The sequence below is a fragment of the Bacillus sp. LNXM65 genome, assembly GCF_002998575.1.
Classification (GTDB): Bacteria; Bacillota; Bacilli; order Bacillales; family Bacillaceae; genus Bacillus.
Genome location: NZ_PVRB01000002.1, coordinates 299,062 through 317,411, shown reverse-complemented (window position 1 = coordinate 317,411; position 18,350 = coordinate 299,062). Strand labels below are relative to the sequence as shown.

20 protein-coding genes are annotated in these 18,350 nt (G+C 44.4%); 5 read left to right on the top strand and 15 right to left on the bottom strand.

Translation table 11 applies throughout. From position 1 onward, the window contains the following. Nucleotides 1–5: 5 nt before the first annotated feature. Nucleotides 6–1,199 (top strand): aminotransferase class I/II-fold pyridoxal phosphate-dependent enzyme, encoded by a 1,194-nt coding sequence (locus C6Y03_RS05170; RefSeq protein ID WP_189288288.1) that lies wholly within the window; start codon nucleotides 6–8, stop codon nucleotides 1,197–1,199. Between the two features lie 12 nt (nucleotides 1,200–1,211). Here C6Y03_RS05170 and C6Y03_RS05165 read toward each other — a convergent pair whose 3' ends face one another. From C6Y03_RS05165 to C6Y03_RS05110, 12 genes are all read right to left on the bottom strand, one after another. Next, complete coding sequence (locus tag C6Y03_RS05165) at nucleotides 1,212–2,003, bottom strand: SDR family oxidoreductase (RefSeq protein ID WP_317615031.1); 792 nt, start codon at nucleotides 2,001–2,003, stop codon at nucleotides 1,212–1,214. 103 nt (nucleotides 2,004–2,106) lie between these two features. Next, nucleotides 2,107–2,562, bottom strand: coding sequence for a dTDP-4-dehydrorhamnose 3,5-epimerase family protein (locus C6Y03_RS05160; RefSeq protein WP_106038954.1), 456 nt, complete (start codon nucleotides 2,560–2,562; stop codon nucleotides 2,107–2,109). Continuing rightward, nucleotides 2,555–3,409 carry a dTDP-4-dehydrorhamnose reductase gene (rfbD, locus tag C6Y03_RS05155; protein WP_060597528.1) on the bottom strand — a complete coding sequence of 285 codons (855 nt, stop codon included), beginning with the start codon at nucleotides 3,407–3,409 and terminating at the stop codon, nucleotides 2,555–2,557. Before rfbD ends, C6Y03_RS05160 begins: the two co-directional genes overlap by 8 nt. A 3-nt stretch (nucleotides 3,410–3,412) precedes the next feature. After that, the gene (gene rfbB, locus C6Y03_RS05150) at nucleotides 3,413–4,378 is read right to left on the bottom strand and encodes a dTDP-glucose 4,6-dehydratase (RefSeq protein ID WP_060597529.1); all 966 of its coding nucleotides are present in this window, start codon (nucleotides 4,376–4,378) and stop codon (nucleotides 3,413–3,415) included. After that, nucleotides 4,375–5,115, bottom strand: a complete 741-nt coding sequence (locus tag C6Y03_RS05145; RefSeq protein WP_106038953.1) for a sugar phosphate nucleotidyltransferase — start codon at nucleotides 5,113–5,115, stop codon at nucleotides 4,375–4,377. The genes rfbB and C6Y03_RS05145 overlap by 4 nt, the downstream gene beginning before the upstream one ends. A 2-nt stretch (nucleotides 5,116–5,117) precedes the next feature. Continuing rightward, on the bottom strand, nucleotides 5,118–6,146 hold the full coding sequence (locus C6Y03_RS05140) for a PseG/SpsG family protein (RefSeq protein WP_106038952.1): 1,029 nt from the start codon (nucleotides 6,144–6,146) through the stop codon (nucleotides 5,118–5,120). After that, complete coding sequence (locus C6Y03_RS05135) at nucleotides 6,143–6,883, bottom strand: cytidylyltransferase domain-containing protein (RefSeq protein WP_106038951.1); 741 nt, start codon at nucleotides 6,881–6,883, stop codon at nucleotides 6,143–6,145. The genes C6Y03_RS05140 and C6Y03_RS05135 overlap by 4 nt, the downstream gene beginning before the upstream one ends. Continuing rightward, nucleotides 6,873–7,997 (bottom strand): N-acetylneuraminate synthase family protein, encoded by a 1,125-nt coding sequence (locus C6Y03_RS05130; protein WP_106038950.1) that lies wholly within the window; start codon nucleotides 7,995–7,997, stop codon nucleotides 6,873–6,875. The genes C6Y03_RS05135 and C6Y03_RS05130 overlap by 11 nt, the downstream gene beginning before the upstream one ends. Nucleotide 7,998: 1 nt before the next feature. Further along, the gene (locus C6Y03_RS05125) at nucleotides 7,999–8,874 is read right to left on the bottom strand and encodes a GNAT family N-acetyltransferase (protein ID WP_060597532.1); all 876 of its coding nucleotides are present in this window, start codon (nucleotides 8,872–8,874) and stop codon (nucleotides 7,999–8,001) included. Next, nucleotides 8,871–10,049 (bottom strand): DegT/DnrJ/EryC1/StrS family aminotransferase, encoded by a 1,179-nt coding sequence (locus tag C6Y03_RS05120; RefSeq protein WP_106038949.1) that lies wholly within the window; start codon nucleotides 10,047–10,049, stop codon nucleotides 8,871–8,873. Before C6Y03_RS05120 ends, C6Y03_RS05125 begins: the two co-directional genes overlap by 4 nt. Before the next feature lie 21 nt (nucleotides 10,050–10,070). Further along, the gene (locus C6Y03_RS05115) at nucleotides 10,071–11,483 is read right to left on the bottom strand and encodes a capsular polysaccharide export protein, LipB/KpsS family (protein WP_106038948.1); all 1,413 of its coding nucleotides are present in this window, start codon (nucleotides 11,481–11,483) and stop codon (nucleotides 10,071–10,073) included. Nucleotides 11,484–11,489: 6 nt separating this feature from the next. Next, a complete protein-coding gene (locus C6Y03_RS05110; RefSeq protein ID WP_066031799.1) occupies nucleotides 11,490–12,260 on the bottom strand; it encodes a glycosyltransferase family 2 protein in 771 nt (256 codons plus the stop codon). A gap of 184 nt (nucleotides 12,261–12,444) precedes the next feature. On the opposite strand from C6Y03_RS05110, the gene C6Y03_RS05105 reads away from it, so the two are divergent. The 3 genes from C6Y03_RS05105 to C6Y03_RS05095 all read left to right on the top strand — a co-directional run bounded on the left by C6Y03_RS05105 (nucleotide 12,445) and on the right by C6Y03_RS05095 (nucleotide 14,639). Next, complete coding sequence (locus tag C6Y03_RS05105) at nucleotides 12,445–13,110, top strand: YIP1 family protein (RefSeq protein WP_223260733.1); 666 nt, start codon at nucleotides 12,445–12,447, stop codon at nucleotides 13,108–13,110. Nucleotides 13,111–13,345: 235 nt separating this feature from the next. Next, entirely contained in the window at nucleotides 13,346–13,888 is a 543-nt protein-coding gene (gerQ, locus tag C6Y03_RS05100) for a spore coat protein GerQ (protein WP_106038946.1), read from the top strand. Nucleotides 13,889–14,021: 133 nt separating this feature from the next. Beyond that, entirely contained in the window at nucleotides 14,022–14,639 is a 618-nt protein-coding gene (locus C6Y03_RS05095) for a cupin domain-containing protein (RefSeq protein ID WP_060597536.1), read from the top strand. Nucleotides 14,640–14,680: 41 nt separating this feature from the next. On the opposite strand, the gene C6Y03_RS05090 is transcribed toward C6Y03_RS05095, so the two are convergent. The 3 genes from C6Y03_RS05090 to C6Y03_RS05080 all read right to left on the bottom strand — a co-directional run bounded on the left by C6Y03_RS05090 (nucleotide 14,681) and on the right by C6Y03_RS05080 (nucleotide 16,796). Beyond that, entirely contained in the window at nucleotides 14,681–15,052 is a 372-nt protein-coding gene (locus tag C6Y03_RS05090) for a DUF423 domain-containing protein (RefSeq protein ID WP_008360968.1), read from the bottom strand. Between the two features lie 70 nt (nucleotides 15,053–15,122). Next, entirely contained in the window at nucleotides 15,123–16,430 is a 1,308-nt protein-coding gene (locus C6Y03_RS05085) for a purine/pyrimidine permease (RefSeq protein ID WP_106036416.1), read from the bottom strand. Nucleotides 16,431–16,463: 33 nt separating this feature from the next. After that, entirely contained in the window at nucleotides 16,464–16,796 is a 333-nt protein-coding gene (locus tag C6Y03_RS05080) for a YwdI family protein (protein ID WP_106038945.1), read from the bottom strand. A 170-nt stretch (nucleotides 16,797–16,966) separates the two neighbouring features. On the opposite strand from C6Y03_RS05080, the gene C6Y03_RS05075 reads away from it, so the two are divergent. Next, complete coding sequence (locus C6Y03_RS05075) at nucleotides 16,967–18,325, top strand: aldehyde dehydrogenase (protein WP_106038944.1); 1,359 nt, start codon at nucleotides 16,967–16,969, stop codon at nucleotides 18,323–18,325. The last annotated feature ends 25 nt before the right edge of the window (nucleotides 18,326–18,350 follow it).

Here is an 18,350-nt window from a genome sequence, read left to right as displayed (position 1 = left end):
ACGTGGTGAAGATCTTACCATCTAACATGATTGAACGGCTGCCAGAACAAAAATTTGGAACCGTATTTGAGAAAATTGCACATAAAACACAAAACGGAGCGAACATTGTGAACCTTGGTCAGGGAAATCCCGATCTTCCTACTCCTGCCCATATTGTGAGTGCCCTTCAAGAGGCAGCAGGCACTTTGCAATTTCAGCAATATGCTCCTTTTAGAGGCTTTGACTTTTTCAAGCAAGCCATTGCAGATTTCTACAGAAAGGAATTCGGCATTGAGGTTGACCCGCAGAAGGAGATTGCCCTTTTCAATGGAGGGAAAACAGGCCTTTATGTGATGAGTCAGTGCCTGCTTGATCCAGGGGACATTGCCCTCGTCCCCGATCCTGGATACCCAGAATATCATTCAGGCATCTTGATGGCGGACGCAAAGCCATACTGCATCCGACTGGAAGAGGAAAATGGCTATTTGCCGAATTTCCCGTCAATTGATCCAGACGTGTTAAAAAAGGCAAAGGTTCTTTTCTTAAATTATCCGAATAACCCTACAGGTGCTGTGGCAAGTGAAGCATTTTTTGAAGAGGCTGCGGAATTTGCCTCAGCTCACGGTCTGCATGTGATTCATGATTTTGCCTATGGTTCATTTCATTATGAGCAAAAACCAGTAAGCTTTCTAAAGGCACCTCTTGGAAAAAAAGTAGGCGTGGAATTATATTCTTTATCCAAAACATTCAATATGGCAGGATGGAGAGTCGCTTTTGCTGTAGGGAATGAGGACATCATTCATGCCATAAACGCCTTCCAAGATCATGTGTTTGTCAGTATGTATGGCGGATTTCAACAAGCCGCCACCATTGCCTTACAAAGTGATGACTGTCATATTCAATCCTTGAAAGAAGTCTACCTTGAACGAATGAATTTCTTCATCCGTCAAGCGGAGAAGCAGCTTGGCTGGACCATTGAACGTCCAGCCGGCGCCTTTTATTTATGGGCTTCGATCCCTGATGATTTCGAGGATTCTCATGCTTTTGCCGACTATTTACTCGAGCATGCAGATGTCGTCGTGACGCCTGGGGGTGTATTTGGAGCACATGGAAGACGTCATGTCCGCATCTCAATGGTGGCGCCAATTGAACAGCTTGCCCTTTTTATCGATCGGCTCCATATACTGCCGATTCGCTTTCATCAAAAAACCCGCATATAGCGGGTTTTCATGTTATATACTTTTCATTGAACCACCATCGACGGATATTTGCTGTCCGGTGACATAGGAGGCTTCCTCTGATGCGATAAAAGCGGCCAATGAAGCCATTTCACTCGCTGAACCTACTCTTTGCATCGGGATTTCTGACGCAACATCCTGTACAGCTTCTTCCCGTGATAATCCCTGTTGACGCATCATGTTTCCGATAAATTGTTCATACCGATCTGTAGCAATAAATCCTGGGTTTAAACAATTTACTGTGATTCCTGAGGGCGCAAGCTGTGTGGCTGCATTTTTACTAGCATTGATAATCGCTGCATTCATCATACTGTTCGTAAACATTTGGTCACCAGGTTCCTTCCAGAGGTTCCCGACAATTTGAATGATCCGGCCGTATTCATGTCTTTTCATCATCGCTGCCGCACGTTTCATCGTATCAATGTACGCAATGGCTTTCTGAGAAAATGCTGCGAGCATCTGCTCACTTTCACATGAATCAAAAGTATCTGGCTTCCCTCCTGGAATGTTATTAATCAACACATCCAGTCTGCCAAACTCTTTTTCTATTGCCGCAAAGGCCTCAGCTCGCACTCCTTCATGCGACATATCGCCACAGAAAAGAGACACCGGCTCTTTTGTTTCTGCCATACGCCCAATGTGCTGCTGCGCATCTTCTAGTGAGGATTGATTTCTAGAATTGATGATGACTTTTACATGGTCTTGGGCGGCAAGCTTTATAGCAATTGCCTTTCCAATCCCTGTACTTGCCCCTGTGACAAATGCAATTCTTTTAGACAAACTCATCCACATCCCTTTTCTACTCAACTTAGTAAACATACATAAAATGACACATATAGAATGTATTTCAACAAAAAAAGACCTTTCTCCTGCGAAAGGCCTCTGTTCTTTATTTAAATGTCGTTTCCCAATCAAATCCGATCGTCTCGTCATTCCAAGCGATTCTCTTTTCATCTGGGTTTTTCGGGTCATAAGATTCTGTCGTGAAATAGACAATTTGCAGCGGCGTCTCGCCTAGTACTCGGTATCCATGTGCGACACCCTTTGGGATGAGGAGCAGCATTGGATTGTCTTCCCCCATATAATACACGTCGGTTTGACCCTTTGTAGGAGAATCCTCACGCAAATCGTATAAAACGACCTGGGCATGACCTGCTGGGAAAAACCAAACATCGTCTTGCTTTTCATGATAATGAAAGGCTTTGATCACTCCTGGAAAGCTTTTCGACCACGATGCCTGCCCAAAGCGTTTCAGCATCGGCTCATCATCTCGAATGAGCTCTGAAAAAAAGCCGCGATCATCACAATGTTTCATGAGTCTTTTCGTTTGTACACCATCAATCATGCTGATGCCATCTCCCTTCTTTCTGCAAATATTCGTGAAGTGCATCCTTCCAATGTCTTGGTTGCCAGCCTGTGGCTTCAATCGCTTGAAGGTCTAACACAGAATAGGCTGGACGAGGCGTTTGGAAGCCGTACTCTTCCGTGGAAATTGGCTCAATGGTCGTAGACAGGCCGCTTTTTGCGACAATTTCTGACGCAAAGTCAAACCAGGAACAGCTGTCTCGGTTACTGACATGGTAAATCCCTGCCTTCTGATCAAACAAATGAATGATTGCCTCTGCGACATCCTTTGTATAAGTAGGTGATCCTACTTGATCGTTCACGATGCGCAAATGATCCTTTGTTTCTGCGAGCCTAAGAATGGTATTCACAAAGTTATGTCCCTCATGTCCGTATAGCCACGATGTACGGATGATTTTCACTTCGTCTGACACGAGATGAATCAATTCCTCACCAAGCTTTTTACTTTTTCCATAAATGGTTTGAGGATCTGCTTGTGCATCGACTTGGTAAGGGCTGTCTGCTTGCCCGTCAAATACATAATCTGTACTGACATGTAACACATCAGCCCCCACGTTCTTTGCCTCCAGCGCTGTATAATAGGCGCCAATGCCATTGACAAGATACGCCTTTTCCGTTTCTGTTTCACATTGATCAACAGATGTATATGCTGCTGCACTGACAACAATATCAGGCTGAAAGTGTCTCATTGCGTGTCTGACTGCTTGCTGGTCTGCGATATTGAGCATACTCCTCGTTAAGGCAATGACGGTGATATCTTTTTCCTTGAGCTGTCTGCTCAATTCTTTCCCTAGTTGCCCGCCTGCACCGGTGATTAAAACTTTCATCCGTCACCCTTCTTCGCCCTGATCAAATTTGGCACAATACCAATTGATCGTTTTTTCAATACCTGCTTCAAATGACGTCTCCTGCGTCCAGCCGAGCTCCCGTTTTAGCTTACTGGCATCAATGGCATACCGTCTGTCATGCCCTTTTCGATCTTGAACAAACGCAATACGGTCATGACTGATCCCGAGCTGCGTCAGAATGGTCTTGGTCAAATCGAGATTCGTTTTCTCGTTGCCGCCGCCAATATTGTACACCTGCCCAGCTGTTCCGCTTTCAAGGACCTGCTTTACAGCTCTCGCATGATCCTCTACATACAGCCAATCGCGAATCTGCTGGCCGTCTCCATAAATCGGGATGTTTTCACCATTGATCGCTTTTCTAATAATAGTCGGTATTAATTTTTCTTCATGCTGATACGGTCCGTAGTTGTTGCTGCATCGTGTGATCATCGCGGGTAATTGGTGAGTGTGGATATAAGATTTCACAAGCAGATCTGAACTCGCCTTGCTTGCTGAATAAGGATTATTCGGTGAAAGTGGTGTTAGTTCTGTGAAAGCAGGATCATCCAGCTCCAAATCTCCATATACTTCGTCTGTTGAAATATGAATGAGTTTTTTCGCCTTTCCTTTTAAGACTGCCTCCAGCATACGATAGGTGCCGAGCACATTGGTTTGAATAAAGGGCTCAGCCGATTCAATACTGCGATCAACATGGGATTCCGCTGCAAAATGAATGATGGCATCATAGACTTCATCAAATGCTTGATCCAACTCATGCTGAAGGGTGATATCCCCTTGAATAAAACGAAAATGAGACAGCTTTAATAATTCATCCATCTCCTCTGGATGACTGGCATATGTTAACTTGTCAAAAACAGTGAGCCGGACATCGGTTTCCTGAAGCAGCAGCTTCACAAAATTTAGTCCAATAAATCCCGCTCCGCCTGTAATTAAATAAGACTTCGTCATTCGTATCCCTCTTTTTTCTTCATCGTTTCAAACATTTTCGTAGATGCTTGGTGGAGAGATTCATGTGTTCCTGCATCAATCCACCACCCTTTTAACATATCATAGGTCAGCTGGCTATTTGAGATATAGAGATTGTTTACATCTGTAATCTCTAATTCGCCTCGATCTGACGGCGAGATTTTCTCTATATATTGAAAGACTTCTTGATCATAAAAATAGATGCCTGTGACGCAGTAAGATGAACGCGGATGCTCCGGTTTTTCCTCAATTGATAATATCCGGTGGTGAGCGGCATCAATTTCTGCAATGCCAAACCGCTTTGGATCTGCCACTTCTTTCAACAGAACCTTCGCTCCACTTTCTTGCTGCTGAAAGGCTTCAACAAAAGGGCTTAGCGAATCCTCAAATACATTATCACCTAGCATCAGCACAAATTTCTCCTCTTCTACAAAGGGCTTTGCATAGGATAAACCGTCCGAAATTCCAGAAGCTTCAGGCTGTACCTGATAGACAATGTTCATCCCGAGTTCCTGATCGCCTTCAAGTAGCTTTTGAAACAGCGGGATTTGTTCTTCTTGTGATATGATCATCACATCTAAAATCCCTGCTTCTTTCAGTTTGAACAAAGACCAATAAATCATTGGATATGGACCAACCGGCAATAAATGTTTATTGAAAATCTTCGTTAAAGGTGCCAGTCGTGATCCCTTTCCTCCTGCTAAAATAACTCCCTTCACATCTACACATCCTTATGTTCTTTTTGGTGATGATTCATGAGGTGTATAAGAATGTTTTTCACTCGTTCGGTTCCTTTTCCATCAATGAGTGACCGTCCATTGAGATGAATGCTCCTGCGGAGAAAGTAACTGGCGGATAGTCTTCGAGCAGCACGCCATATATCCTTTTCATCCACAAGGTCACCTAATCCAAGATGGTGGCAGGCTCCCTTTTGCGCAAAACGAGCGGCTGTCACTGTTTGGTGGTCTACTTGCGAAAGGACAATGCTGGGCACCCCGATACAAACTGCCTCATATAACGTCATCCCGCCAGCAACAATCGCCAGATCGGCTTCTGCAAGACGGGCAGGTAATTGATCCGTATGGCGAATGAATTGAATATGCGCAGCCTCGATTTGTTCTTCGATGCGAGAGGCTTTTCCTGTAACCGCTAGAATGTGTAAATGGCCAGCTTCGAAGAGTGCTGATACAGCCTTTGATAACAATCCGCCTGGATCACTGCCTCCAAGGCTGATAACCACCTTTTTGCATTCTTTTCGAACCTCATATGTGTCTTTTAATCTGCTGATCTCGTGATCTAACAATAAATAAGGTGTTCCATAAAAATAGTCCGTTCCATTTACTTGCAGACGCTTTTCGTCCAGACCACCATAAATGCCGTTCACGACAGCATCAGCAAGCTGGCAGGCTTCTGCTCTTTCTTCTTCAAATAAGACCAGCCTTGCAGAGGCGGAGGACGCTTTGATCGATCGAAGAAACTGGAGGTCACAATCAAGCACATCAATCAGCAGAAGATCAGGATTCAGCTCTTTTATGTCCTGCTCCATTTGAAGGAATACGTTTGGTTCCTGCACTAAATGAACGTGCCAAGCTGGATGCGAGAGCATTTCTACACAAATCTGTTCATTTGTATAGAAATATAAGTCGTTTCCTTCTTGAAACAATTCTTTTGCCAGCCGTCTCATTCTGGCGACATGGCCCATCCCTCTTAAAAAACCACCGTACACAACAATCATGATTTTTTTATTCATTCAGCATCCTTCTGTCTCACAAATTGATTCAACCGAACAATATCAGGATCTTGTTCACAAATGGAGATAAGCTCAGCCGTAGGCACAGCAATAGATCCACCAGCTTTCTCAAGTAAACGGGTGGCAAATACATAATCTTCTTCTGTATCAATCGTGAATCGATAAGCAGGATATGCGAGTTCTTTGGGCGGTGTGAATAATTGCAGTTGAAATCGCTCAGGATGCTTTCGGATATACAGCGTCACATGCTCACGCTCCGGCTGCGTAAGGGGAAAATTGTCGATTTCACGTAAAATTGATGCGTCGATCATTTCCCCGGAAATACCGAGTGGCGTTCCAGTCGTATACGTGTAATCAGCCTTCTTCTGTCTATGTTCTTCAACCATTTTCGACAAAAGCCTTGAATCTATAAATGGATTATCTCCCGTTAAACGGACAATGGTTTGCGGTTCAAAATGACGGACAATCTGCGCAAATCGCTGCAGTACATCTATCTCACTACCGCGAAATACCTTATAGCCCTTTGATAAACAATATTGAGCCAACAGATCATCCTCTGCCTCGACTGTTGTAGCAATCATGAGGTTCTGGGTTTTGTGATTGTAATGATCTGATTGCTTTACCCGTTCAACAATGAAATCGATCAGTGCCATACCGCCGATCGGTTTCATCACCTTTTTTGGCAGTCTTGTTGAGCCCATTCTAGCTTGTATGACAAAGAGCACATCATTGATCATGCTCGGACTCCTGCATGAGCACATCTTTCCACGAAACGCCTGTATGGGCTGGGATGTCTCTCACAGCCTTGGCGCCAAGTAAAATCTCCATGTACCGCGGATGCAGACCTTGGCTTTTTTGTCCTGGACGTAATACGGCTAGGTTTTGTGCTGTCAAAGTCTCGCCCTTTGCAATACCTTTTGTTGTAAAAATCCCTCGATACGCAAATTTACGAATCTGCCCTTCAATGGCTGTTGTCGTTTTATAAGAACTGCCAAGAATCTCCTCTGACAGAGGATGAGCGTCTTCTTCTGATTGATTTCGGTCCTTTTCCGCCGCTCGAATATGCTGAACCATTTCCTTTAATTCCTCTGGATCAAGTGCAAAGGAATGATCGGCCCCAGGCAGCGTCTTATCTACCGTGAAATGCTTTTCAATCATGGCTGCCCCAAGCTTCACAGCGGCAACAGGGGCTTCAGTTGGATGCTCACTATGATCAGAAAAGCCAATGACTGCCTCAGGAAAAGCCGAGGCTAAAGTTTGAAGCACACGAAGATTCGTGTAAGCTCTAGGTGCTGGATACTTTGCTACGCAATGCATAATGGCGACTTGATGGTTTTGCTCGCTTATAATTGCCTCATATGCTTCATGAACATCTGCAATAGTGGCTCCGGCTGTTGAAAAAATGATGGGCTTTTGAAAAGAAGCCGTGTGACGCAAAAGAGGCAAATAATTGATTTCATAGGATGCCAGTTTGAAAGCCGGCGGATCGGTTTGATTCAATAGATCCGCAGATTCTTCGTCACACACTGTGCTTAAAAACATCAGCCCTTTTTCCTCACAGCGCGTCAATAAAGCTGGCAGCCATTCTGGCGGCAGCTCCATTTGTTCGACTAAAGAAAAAATGGATACCTCTTCTCCCTTGGCTGTTTCGTATAAACCCGGTTCCTTTTGATACATCCGATCAGCTTGAAACATTTGAAACTTCACTGCATCGGCACCTGCTTCTTTTGCCACATCAATTAAAGCAAGCGCCTGATCCAGCTTTCCATCATGGTTAATGCCTGCCTCTGCAATGATAAAAACAGGCGCACCATCCCCCACTTTGCGATCTCCAATATAGAAATGCGCCATCTTATCTCTCTCCTTTTTTCGGCCATACATGGTAATACAAGAAGGCATTTGTTGTTCTAAAGCCCGTCTTTTCGTACAGCTGAATGGCGGTTGTGTTATGCAGCTGTGTTCCGGCAGAAATAAAACGATGCCCTCTCTCATAAGAGACCTTCATCATCTCGATAAACAGTTTTTTCCCGATCCCTTTTCCTTGTACATCCGGTCTAATCGCAAACAGCTCAAGCGCCATCTCATCGCCCTTGGTCATCCCTTGTATCAAGCCCACGACTTCATCGTTCACCTTTGCCACGAGATTGATATCTGCACGTCCGAGCAAATTGTTTCTCATCCATTCTTGATAGAAATGCTGGACGACATTCTGGTCTAAAAATGGATCGAGTGCATACCGGCTTTTCACAAAAGCCTGATGACCAAGTGAAACCGCCTCATCGTATTCCTTTTCATCCGGCAGACTTATCACCACATCTTCACCTGTTGATGGCATCTCCATGTGAACAGGCGGCGCCTCAAGCCGAGTGAGACCGCCCACATAGTACACATGTGACAGCCTTTGAACGATGCGGTTTTTTTCAAGATCAGCCGCTTCAAGACGTAAAAAGAAAAAATCGCATTTTTCTGTTCTCATCCAATTGATGAAGCGCTCCATCAATTCTTGAAAAGCAGATGATGACTCAGCTTCCGCAAACTTCACATGAAAAATATGCTGATCAAATATGCCGCTTTCCCATTTTGACCAGTCGAATAACAGCACCGCTTTGAGCTGGGCGCCACTGACAAGACCAAACTGCTTGAAGCCTTTCATTTGTTCAGCTTTCTGGCCGTATTTCTCCAGCCAAGCGGACAGCACCTGATCGTCTATTGCATGAACGGTCTTCATGAAGATGCCTTCTGTTCTTTTAAAATAGACAGCACCGCGGTGATGACATCCTGCACATCTTCATCTGTCATACTTGGATAAAGAGGCAGTGAGAGAGTCCGCTTGTAGTAAGCGAGTGACTTAGGGAAATCCTCTGGTGAATAGTGATAGGTTTGTTGATAGTATGGATGCAAATGAACAGGGATAAAGTGAACACTCGTGCCGATTTTATACTCCTTTTGCAGCTGATCAATCAGCTCATCGCGTGTGATGAATGCTTCTTTTGGATCCACTTGCAGTACATACAAATGCCATGCATGTCTTCCCTCATGATGGACAGGCGGCAGAATCAGCCCTGCTTCTTTTTGAAAAGCCTGATTGTATGTTTTCGCAATTTGTTCTCTCCGCGCCTGCATATCATCCAGACGGCTTAGCTGGACAAGCCCTAACGATGCCTGCACATCAAACATGTTCATTTTATAGCCAGGTTCCTCGACCTCGTAGTACCATGTTCCTTTTTCTCCATAACGATTCCACGCTCCCTTGCTCATCCCATGGAGTGCTAGTCTTCTGATCCGAGCGGCAAGCGCATCATCGTTTGTCGTCAGCATGCCGCCTTCTCCAGTCGCTATGTTTTTCGTCGCATAAAAACTAAAGGCAGTCGCATCACCAATCGCTCCAATGGGCTGGCCATGGTACGTTGTATACAGAGCATGAGCGGCATCCTCGAGCACAAATAGATCGTACTTTTTGGCAATGGCTAAAATCCGGTCCATATCGCACGATTGACCAGCAAAATGAACAGGGACAATCGCTTTTGTATGTGGTGTAATCGCCGCTTCTAGTTTCTCTGCATCGAGATTGAGAGTCGCTGGGTCAATATCGACAAATACAGGTGCTGCCCCTGTATGAATGATCGTATTGGCTGTTGCGCAGAATGTCAGAGGCGTTGTAATCACCTCATCCCCATTCCCAATCCCTCTAGCCTTTAAGGCTAAAAATAAAGCAGCCGTACATGAATTGACAGCGATCGCATGTTTTGCACCGGTCAGCTGCCGAAACTCTTCTTCAAACTGTCTTACTTTTGGTCCGGTTGACAGCCAGCCGGATTTTAATGTTCCAATGACTTCGTCAATTTCTTCCTGCTCAATCAACGGCAGGGCATAAGGAAGAAATTGCGCTCTCTTTTTTTCCATATCGCTTGCACACCCCTATCTTCATCTCTGAAAATCCACACCTGTTTTTGTTTTAAGCAGAGAAAGCAGAACATCGGTCGATCGCGCATGCGGATAATGTTGTTTAATGAATTGAGCTCCTTGCTGCTTTGCCAGCTTCATCTCTTGATCATCCGACAAAATACGAATGGCTTTCTCAGCCAGTTCAACAGGGTTTTCCATATGATAGCTGCCAAGCGACTCGTAATAAGGGTATCTTCTGCCTTCTGTCATTTTCCCGATCAGCACACTCTTTTCAAAGAGCATTGCTTCAAGACCGACGGTTGATGTGAGCGTAATGACCATATCCATATATGGCAGCAGGTCATATAAGTCGATATCTTTTTTAATCAATCTCACATGATTTCCAGCTCGTTCAATGGACACATACTCATTTAATCGGTTTCGGGCAATTTCCCACGGATGCGGCTTCATGATCAACTGAATGTCTTTCCGTTTTGCAATCGTTTTAAGAACATCACCATAGAAGGCTTTTGAGAACGGCTGCGTTGCCACAAGCACGGTCTTTTTGGCAGGATTGAAGTTCAATTTACGAAAGATGAGTTCCTGTTGAAGCGGCGTTCGATCCTTCACCAAATCAAACCTCGGATGACCTGTGATCTCCACCTGTTCCGGCTGACAGCCTTTGTCTACATACCAGTCCTTTTCATACTTTCCAAACACCCCATGGCACGTCGTGAAAATCGGCAAAAAGGCTTCGTCTCCCATAAGTGCGCCGTGCTGAAGACAGATACTCGTGAGCTGGCGTTTCACTGTTTGCAGTGCCAGTACGCGGCTGTAAGCATCCTCCGTCGTCCCCACAATGACGGCTGCAATTGGCTCCATCTGAAATAGAACTTCTGTCTGGTCAATCACATCAATAAATTGCACAATGTCCTTCCGAAGCTTTTCTCTAAAAAAGACATTGCCAAAGACGGGGTGCTTTGCGTAAGGTTTAAGGAGAGCATTTGCTTTTTCAATATATTCAGCATGGGCTTCTTTATTAACCTCTCCGGCTAATTCCGGCTTGCTGATGACAGGTAAACCGAAATAATCTGCCTTCTTCCAGCGAGCGAGCACCACCGTTTGACTCGGATGGAACCGCGTGTAATTTTGTTCAGTAAAACGCAGATGTTCAAAGTGAAGCAATACCTTTCCATTCGCCGGACGATAAGCAATTCGCTTGATCTGCTGTTTATGTTGATCAAAAAATGGCTGAATCTCTTCCGGCAATGGACAATCGGTTGTCAATTCTTGACCGAATGCTTCATCCTCCATGCGTTCCCTTACTTCAGGACTGATATATTGATAGAAATTGCTGATCAACCCAAGAGGAATTTGTTTATAGGACAAATCCTTCATGAGATTCACATACTCAAAGTACACCTGCCAATAATGATGAATATAGTGCGACACTTCAGGTCACCTCCCATGTCTTTGTTTTAATATGTGGCGGAGCTCCCAGCAGGTAGACTGCTCAGGAAGTGCTTGAATAAAGGCACTTTTCTCTTCTTCTGCCAGCTGATAGTGAATCGACTGTTCTGTGATGTAATTTGTATCTAAAACTTCATCAAAGGGATAGAACGGATAAAAATGATTTAATCGAAAAAAGAACCGGGCATCTCCTATTCGATAAAAATGCGGACTCTCGTCCCAGTAAGACCCAAATTCAGCTTGAATCTTTGATAAAATAGATGCACGATGAACGACCGAGCAATGATCTATGGCACAGGGTGCATTCCATTGCACCGTTTGCGCAGGTCGAATCGTTTCCTTTACTGGCTCTTTTTTGCTATTTAAATAGATTACTTTCGATGCAGAATAGACAATATCCTCACCTGGTCGTGCATCTAGATAATGAGTGAGCTTCTCTAAACGGTCCGGGGCATAGACATTGTCATCTGTGGCATAGGAAATATACTCGCCCTTTGCCAGTTCTAATGCTTGATTAATCAGGACGGCGTATCGAGTTTTCACTGTTCTCTCCTCCAGCGATTTGACACCGCTTTGGATAAAATGAACACGGGGATCTTTGCGAAAGGGCTCAATCGCAGCAAGGGTTTTTTCGTTTGAACCATCATCCATGATAAATAGTTCAAAGTCTGAAAGCGTCTGCTGCAAGACCGCTTCAATCGATCTGCCGACGTAAGCCGCCTTGTTGTAGCTCGTCATAATGACAGTTACTTTTGTCAAAGTTTTCACCTCGGTCTCTTTCAAACTATGTTTATCATATGTGTCTCCTCTTAAAGAGACTGTAGAGTGACCTATTTTTTATAAAATTGTATTTTTTTATTGATCTATCTTTGAAAAACGCGAACTTTTTGGTAATATAAGTAATCATTTATGTGTATTAAAGGAGTAAAGAACATTGGAAGCTATGAAGAATGATCACTCCCAAGAAGAGGAAGCAAAAGGTTTTTTTCGATTTTTTAAAATTTTCGTCGCAACAAAAACGATTATTCGCTCATATCAACATTCCTCTATTCCAATTTGGCTGATGATGCTCCTTGCAAGTATCGCTGGTACAGGCTGGGTCTACGAAGGTTATTTTAGCGAGTATATGGGCAATCATATTCCGTTCCCTTTTATTCTGTTACAAGGAGCGGGATATGGTATTCTTGCAGGCAATCTGGTTCTATTTTTCGGTGTACTCATCCTAAAGTGGTTAGGGCATCTTTTTTCTGGCAGTCAAACAGCATATCGAAATGTGCTCAAAGCCTGCACGCTGACGATCTTTTTCCCTTCCGCTTTATTTTCACTCAGTTGGATTTTCACTATTGGAATGCTTGGTCCGTATACGTTTGTCAAAATCTCACCTTATTTAGATCAGCATTATGAAGTTTGGTATTATCTCGATCTTTTGACACTGATTGATGCTTATGCAAAGACGTGGATATTTGGAATGACTGTTTTAGGCATTGTCGCTGTGATGAAGCTCAGATTATGGCAAGCCTTTCTCATTGTGATCACACCGCTTGCGGCATGTTTTCTTATCATTACACTTTTATTTGGTGTCCAGCGCGCTGTAAATTGGATGATGTAAGGAAGGTTGAGCATCAGAGAGAATTTGATATTCGTGAGCAACGAAGCGCAGATCTGGCAAAGAATGCGAGGGTTTGCCCACGCCTAAGGAACTGCACCGCAGTTCCTTTTTTTCGTTCAATGTACATATTCCATCCTCCTGTCTCATAGTGTGAAAGAGAGAAAGAATGCTATGGAAACAACAGGTGCTTAAGCGCCTTCTGTTTAGAACACCATGAGGAAAGAGGAGGAACGTTATGAAATTGAAAAATCAATTTGGGCAAGGTTCGGGTTTCGAAGGTCAAGATTTTCGCCAGCAACAATATGGAGCAAATCCGTATCCTGCGCAGCAGATGGGTTATTCAGTCCCTCCCCAAATGCAGGGTCAAATGCAAGGACAAATGCAGCAGGGATTTTCACCAATGCCGTCTACTGGTTCTTCACAAGGGGGGCAGGGCACGCAGAGCGGCGGGCAGCCGTATCAAATTCCTTCTGGACCGATTTATCAGCAGAATGTCACTGGTCAGCTGCCAATCGAGCAGTCCTATATTGAAAATATTTTACGATTGAACCGCGGCAAGGTAGCCACGATTTACATGACGTTTGAGGCAAGTAAGGAATGGAACTCGAAGATTTTCAGAGGCGTCATTGAAGCTGCAGGACGTGACCACATTATCATTAGTGATAATAAGACGGGAACACGATACTTACTATTAACGATCTATCTTGATTACATTACGTTTGATGGGGAAATTCAATACGACTATCCATACTCTATGTCCACGTATTCTCCGAGATAGATAACGCCACATATAGCAAAAGCAAGGAGCAGGCGCCCTTGCTTTTTTCTTTTGACTAGGTTTTTGTCACACCTCTAAGGCGCTGGTCATAAGATGCCTAGTAGTTTTTATCAAACGCCTAGAGGTGACATCAATGACTGTTGAGCTGGATTATACATCACCGAATGTTAAATATTCATACGATCTGAGTCAAAGCCCCCTTGTGAAGTACGATCAGCATAATCTGATTAATGTTTTAGGAAAAAAACAATTAAACTCGTTGGATCAAGTATCCCTGCTGGATATATATTTGAGTAAAAGCAAAGTCGTAGAGCCTCATTATCATCAAAATGCCGCAGAGCTTGTTTATTGTATAGCCGGTTCTGCTGCTGTCTCGATGCTGAATCCATTCACAAAAAAACTGCACACCTATACCATCACCCCTGGACAGGTGGCAAACGTACCTCAAGGCTGGTGGCACTATGAAGTTGCCCTCCAAGACAGAACTCATTTGTTAGCCGTTTTTAACGCATCTACGCCAGAAGTGATCCTAGGCTCAGACCTTCTCACCCTCACCCCTGCTCACATCATGGCACATACGTATTGTATGAACGAAACACAGTGGAAGCAGGCGACACAGCCTGTGAAGCCAAGTGTGTTTATCGGACCATTTTGCCACAGAGAAGAGGAGGCACAAACGCATCCTGTCCCTCCGTCTCACTACATCCCTTATTATCAAGCACCGCCAAATTATGCCCCTTACTGGAATTAAGAAAAAAACCGATGCCCCTCTCAGAGCATCGGTTTTTTGACTTATAAATTTTTTGCTGCTGCAACGACAAGCATGATCCAAGAAGCGATAAACGCCACTCCGCCAATTGGGGTAATGGCACCTAGAATCTTCACCTGTGTCAATGCCAGCACGTAAAGGCTTCCTGAGAAGAAAAGGATGCCTGCAAGCATCACCCAGCCAGCGGTTGGAACTAGAGAAACACCTGACAGCTTATCTGCAAGAAAGGCGACAATAAATAATCCAATCGCATGGAACATCTGATATTGAACTCCTTTGTTCCATATCTCTATATACTTTTCAGGGATTTTCCCTTCCAGACCGTGCGCACCGAAGGCTCCGAGTCCAACAGCTAGCATGGCATTAATCGCACCTAAAATGAAAAATAGTTTCATTCGTCATTCTCCTTATCTCGTCAATTATGTTTATCATAGCGCGGGTGACAGACGACAATCAACTTTCCCTTTACGTTGACACGAGATTGTCGGATTTCTTTTTCTTTCGTAACAGGACTTGATCGACCGCGATCGCAATGAGTGTACCTAGAACAAGACCATTGCTTAATAATGAAATGAGCACAGGATGCATGCCTTTCAAGGCTCCCTGCGGTACAAACATCGCCCCTACACCTGCTAAAACGGCAATCCCTAGGACAAAGCGAATCCGCGGAATTTCTTCTTTCTCATACTGATCAAACTCTGACATCGCAATCCCAATCATCGAGGAGAACACCACAAAGTTTACAGCAAGCCCCACAGGTGATGGCAATGCGGAGAAAAAGCTCATGAGCAGCGGGAACAAACTAATGAGTACAATGAGCAGACTTCCTATGAAAAATGGCTTTCTCGATGGAATTTTCGTTGTCTGTATAAATCCTGCTGCTCCGGAAATAGGTACAGGCGCAATGGCACCGATCAATCCGCTCAGTAAGTGACCAAATGCTGCGACAAAACCAGCCGGCCGAGCTCTCTTCCGCTCACGCAGTTCACCAAATGCCTTCACTGAACTTTCAACAATTCGAATACTTGCCAGCATGTTCACAATGAGTAAGATCGTAATAAAAAAGGACGTGACAAGTAGTCCACTGTCAAAGACCGGCATGCCGAATGGGAACAGCTTCGGAAACTCGATGATTTTTTCTGGAATTCGAACCGGCTTTGCCAACCCGAGTAGAGCGAATAACAACCAGCCTCCTGCAAGGGCAAATAACACAGAAAACTGCCTTAAGTAATGCCATTTTGAGCGGCTGATCATGAAGGTAAGGATAATAATCAAGATCGATAAGCAAAAGACAAGCCCGTCCACCTGATTTCCTCGATAGCCGATGCCCATCAGCCCTTGCATGATCGGCTGACTTAACTGCACAACTAGCAGCAGCAAGTAAATGCCTGTGACGACTGGCGTAAATAAAGAAGCGAGCCAATTAATGATTTTAAATAAACTAAAAATAAAAAAGAATGCGGCACTAAAAATTAAAGCTCCTTGTAAGGCTTGCAGGGTTTCAGGATACGTCGCAAAAATTGTTCCTGTCATGCCTGCATAAAGGGTATACACACCCCACCAAAGCCCTGCTGGACTTTCATTGATCGGCAGCATATGGCCGCATAAACATTGCACCATCGCCACAAGACCAAGTGAAAAGAATGTACTTTGAATCAGCTCCGCTGACTGCACTTGGTTTAATTCAAACGCTTGTGCAATCGCAATTGGTACGGCAATAGAAGCTGCGATAAAAAATGCCATCCACTGAATGGCGCCCAAAAATAGTTTCAAACCGATCACCTTCCCTTTGTCGTGACAAGACCATTAAAAATCAAAAATAGAGTCGCCGTTCCCATCCTTCTCTTTTTGCCTCTCTTCTTGATGCTGAAATTTCTTCGCCCCACTCGCACCCATCAGTTTCTCAAGCATGGCTTGATCTGAGGATACGGGCGGCGCAGACGGTGTCTGTATCGAAGAAGGTGGCGAGATAACCTGCGACTGCGGCATTTGCACCTGTGATGGTGCATCGAGAATGACATCACACAGTGAAGAAATCGCCGCCACTTGACGTTTCACCTCTTCATCATTTCCACTTTGTTTCGCCTTTTGAACCGCTTCCTCCATTTTTTGAAGCAGACTTGATATATGAATATTCAAGGGCATACCCTCCAATCTAAAAAATTCGTTTTCCAACATTATTTTACCAAATGAACAAACGAAATGGGTTCATTTTTTCAAAGCAGTGCGCTCATGTTGCTCTTATTTGACCCGTCAAAGCCCTTCACACATAATAAAAGGAACAAAATCGTCTATGAAAGGATTGAATAATGGACAAACTCACTGCTCTTTTTCAGAAACAAAAAGTCTTTCAAAAGCCGCCGGTTCAAGAACGCATCCGTCTCCTTAAAGACTTAAAAGCAGAAATCAAACAGCATGAAAAGGATATTTTACAAGCCTTAGCCCATGATTTACATAAATCCGAACAAGAAGCCTATACAACAGAGATTGGGATGGTATATGAAGAAATCAATCATACCATCAAGCATCTTCACAAATGGGCAAAGCCAACACACGCGCGAACACCTCTGACTCATATCGGATCGAAAAGTATGATCATCAAAGAACCTTACGGCAGTGTGCTCATCATTGCCCCTTGGAACTATCCTTTCCAATTGGCTCTTTCTCCATTAGTCGGAGCTATTGCTGCGGGTAATGCCGTCATCTTAAAACCGTCTGAGCTGACGCCGCAAGTCTCACAAATAATCAGCGCAATGGTGGAACGTGTATTTCAAGAAGACCATGCAGCTGTCGTAGAAGGCGGTGTAGATGTCAGTACAGAGCTGCTGAAACTGCCCTTTGATTATATCTTCTTTACAGGAAGTGTGGCAGTAGGCAAAATCGTCATGGAAGCCGCCGCAAAGCATTTGACCCCTGTCACACTTGAGCTTGGCGGAAAAAGCCCTTGCATCGTCATGCCTGATGCAGACATCAAACTAGCGGCGAAGCGAATCACTTTCGGCAAATTCACCAATGCAGGGCAAACATGCATTGCGCCAGACTATTTGCTCGTTCATGAGTCCATTAAAGAGGACCTTTTGCGGGAAATGACAGCTTGTATCCGGGACTTTTATGGTGAACACCCTGAAACACATCCGCACTTTGGGAAAAATGTCAGCCAGCGTCATTTTGACAGACTCTCACAATTCCTCTCAAATGGAACGATTGTCACGGGTGGACAGCGCAATGAACACGAGCTCAAAATCGCTCCGACCATTTTAGACCACATCACATGGGAAGATCCCGTCATGCAGGAGGAAATTTTCGGACCGATTCTGCCTGTCATGACCTTTGATTCTCTGCATGAGGCAGCGCATATGATCAAAACAAGGCCGAAGCCGCTTGCTCTTTACTTATTTACAACAAGTAAAGAAACAGAATTCTATATCCTAGACCATCTCTCATTTGGCGGAGGATGTATCAATGACACGCTCATGCATGTCGCTACCCCTTACCTGCCATTCGGAGGCGTGGGCGAAAGCGGCATGGGACGATATCACGGGAAAGAAAGCTTCTTTACTTTTACACATGAAAAAAGCGTCCTGCGCCAAACCAATCGCTTCGATTTTTCCTTCCGTTATCCAAATGCGAAAAACGGACTAGACTTGGTTCGTAAATTTTTAAAATAAACAGGACGAAGGGGCTCTCCCCTCG

Excerpts from the sequence above, each read along its gene's own strand:
- C6Y03_RS05165 (WP_317615031.1), bottom strand. The coding sequence starts at position 2,003 with ATGAGTTTGTCTAAAAGAATTGCATTTGTCACAGGGGCAAGTACAGGG.
- C6Y03_RS05160 (WP_106038954.1), bottom strand. The coding sequence starts at position 2,562 with ATGATTGATGGTGTACAAACGAAAAGACTCATGAAACATTGTGATGAT.
- rfbD (WP_060597528.1), bottom strand. The coding sequence starts at position 3,409 with ATGAAAGTTTTAATCACCGGTGCAGGCGGGCAACTAGGGAAAGAATTG.
- rfbB (WP_060597529.1), bottom strand. The coding sequence starts at position 4,378 with ATGACGAAGTCTTATTTAATTACAGGCGGAGCGGGATTTATTGGACTA.
- C6Y03_RS05140 (WP_106038952.1), bottom strand. The coding sequence starts at position 6,146 with ATGAATAAAAAAATCATGATTGTTGTGTACGGTGGTTTTTTAAGAGGG.
- C6Y03_RS05135 (WP_106038951.1), bottom strand. The coding sequence starts at position 6,883 with ATGATCAATGATGTGCTCTTTGTCATACAAGCTAGAATGGGCTCAACA.
- C6Y03_RS05130 (WP_106038950.1), bottom strand. The coding sequence starts at position 7,997 with ATGGCGCATTTCTATATTGGAGATCGCAAAGTGGGGGATGGTGCGCCT.
- C6Y03_RS05125 (WP_060597532.1), bottom strand. The coding sequence starts at position 8,874 with ATGAAGACCGTTCATGCAATAGACGATCAGGTGCTGTCCGCTTGGCTG.
- C6Y03_RS05120 (WP_106038949.1), bottom strand. The coding sequence starts at position 10,049 with ATGGAAAAAAAGAGAGCGCAATTTCTTCCTTATGCCCTGCCGTTGATT.
- C6Y03_RS05105 (WP_223260733.1), top strand. The coding sequence starts at position 12,445 with ATGAAGAATGATCACTCCCAAGAAGAGGAAGCAAAAGGTTTTTTTCGA.
- gerQ (WP_106038946.1), top strand. The coding sequence starts at position 13,346 with ATGAAATTGAAAAATCAATTTGGGCAAGGTTCGGGTTTCGAAGGTCAA.
- C6Y03_RS05095 (WP_060597536.1), top strand. The coding sequence starts at position 14,022 with ATGACTGTTGAGCTGGATTATACATCACCGAATGTTAAATATTCATAC.
- C6Y03_RS05090 (WP_008360968.1), bottom strand. The coding sequence starts at position 15,052 with ATGAAACTATTTTTCATTTTAGGTGCGATTAATGCCATGCTAGCTGTT.
- C6Y03_RS05075 (WP_106038944.1), top strand. The coding sequence starts at position 16,967 with ATGGACAAACTCACTGCTCTTTTTCAGAAACAAAAAGTCTTTCAAAAG.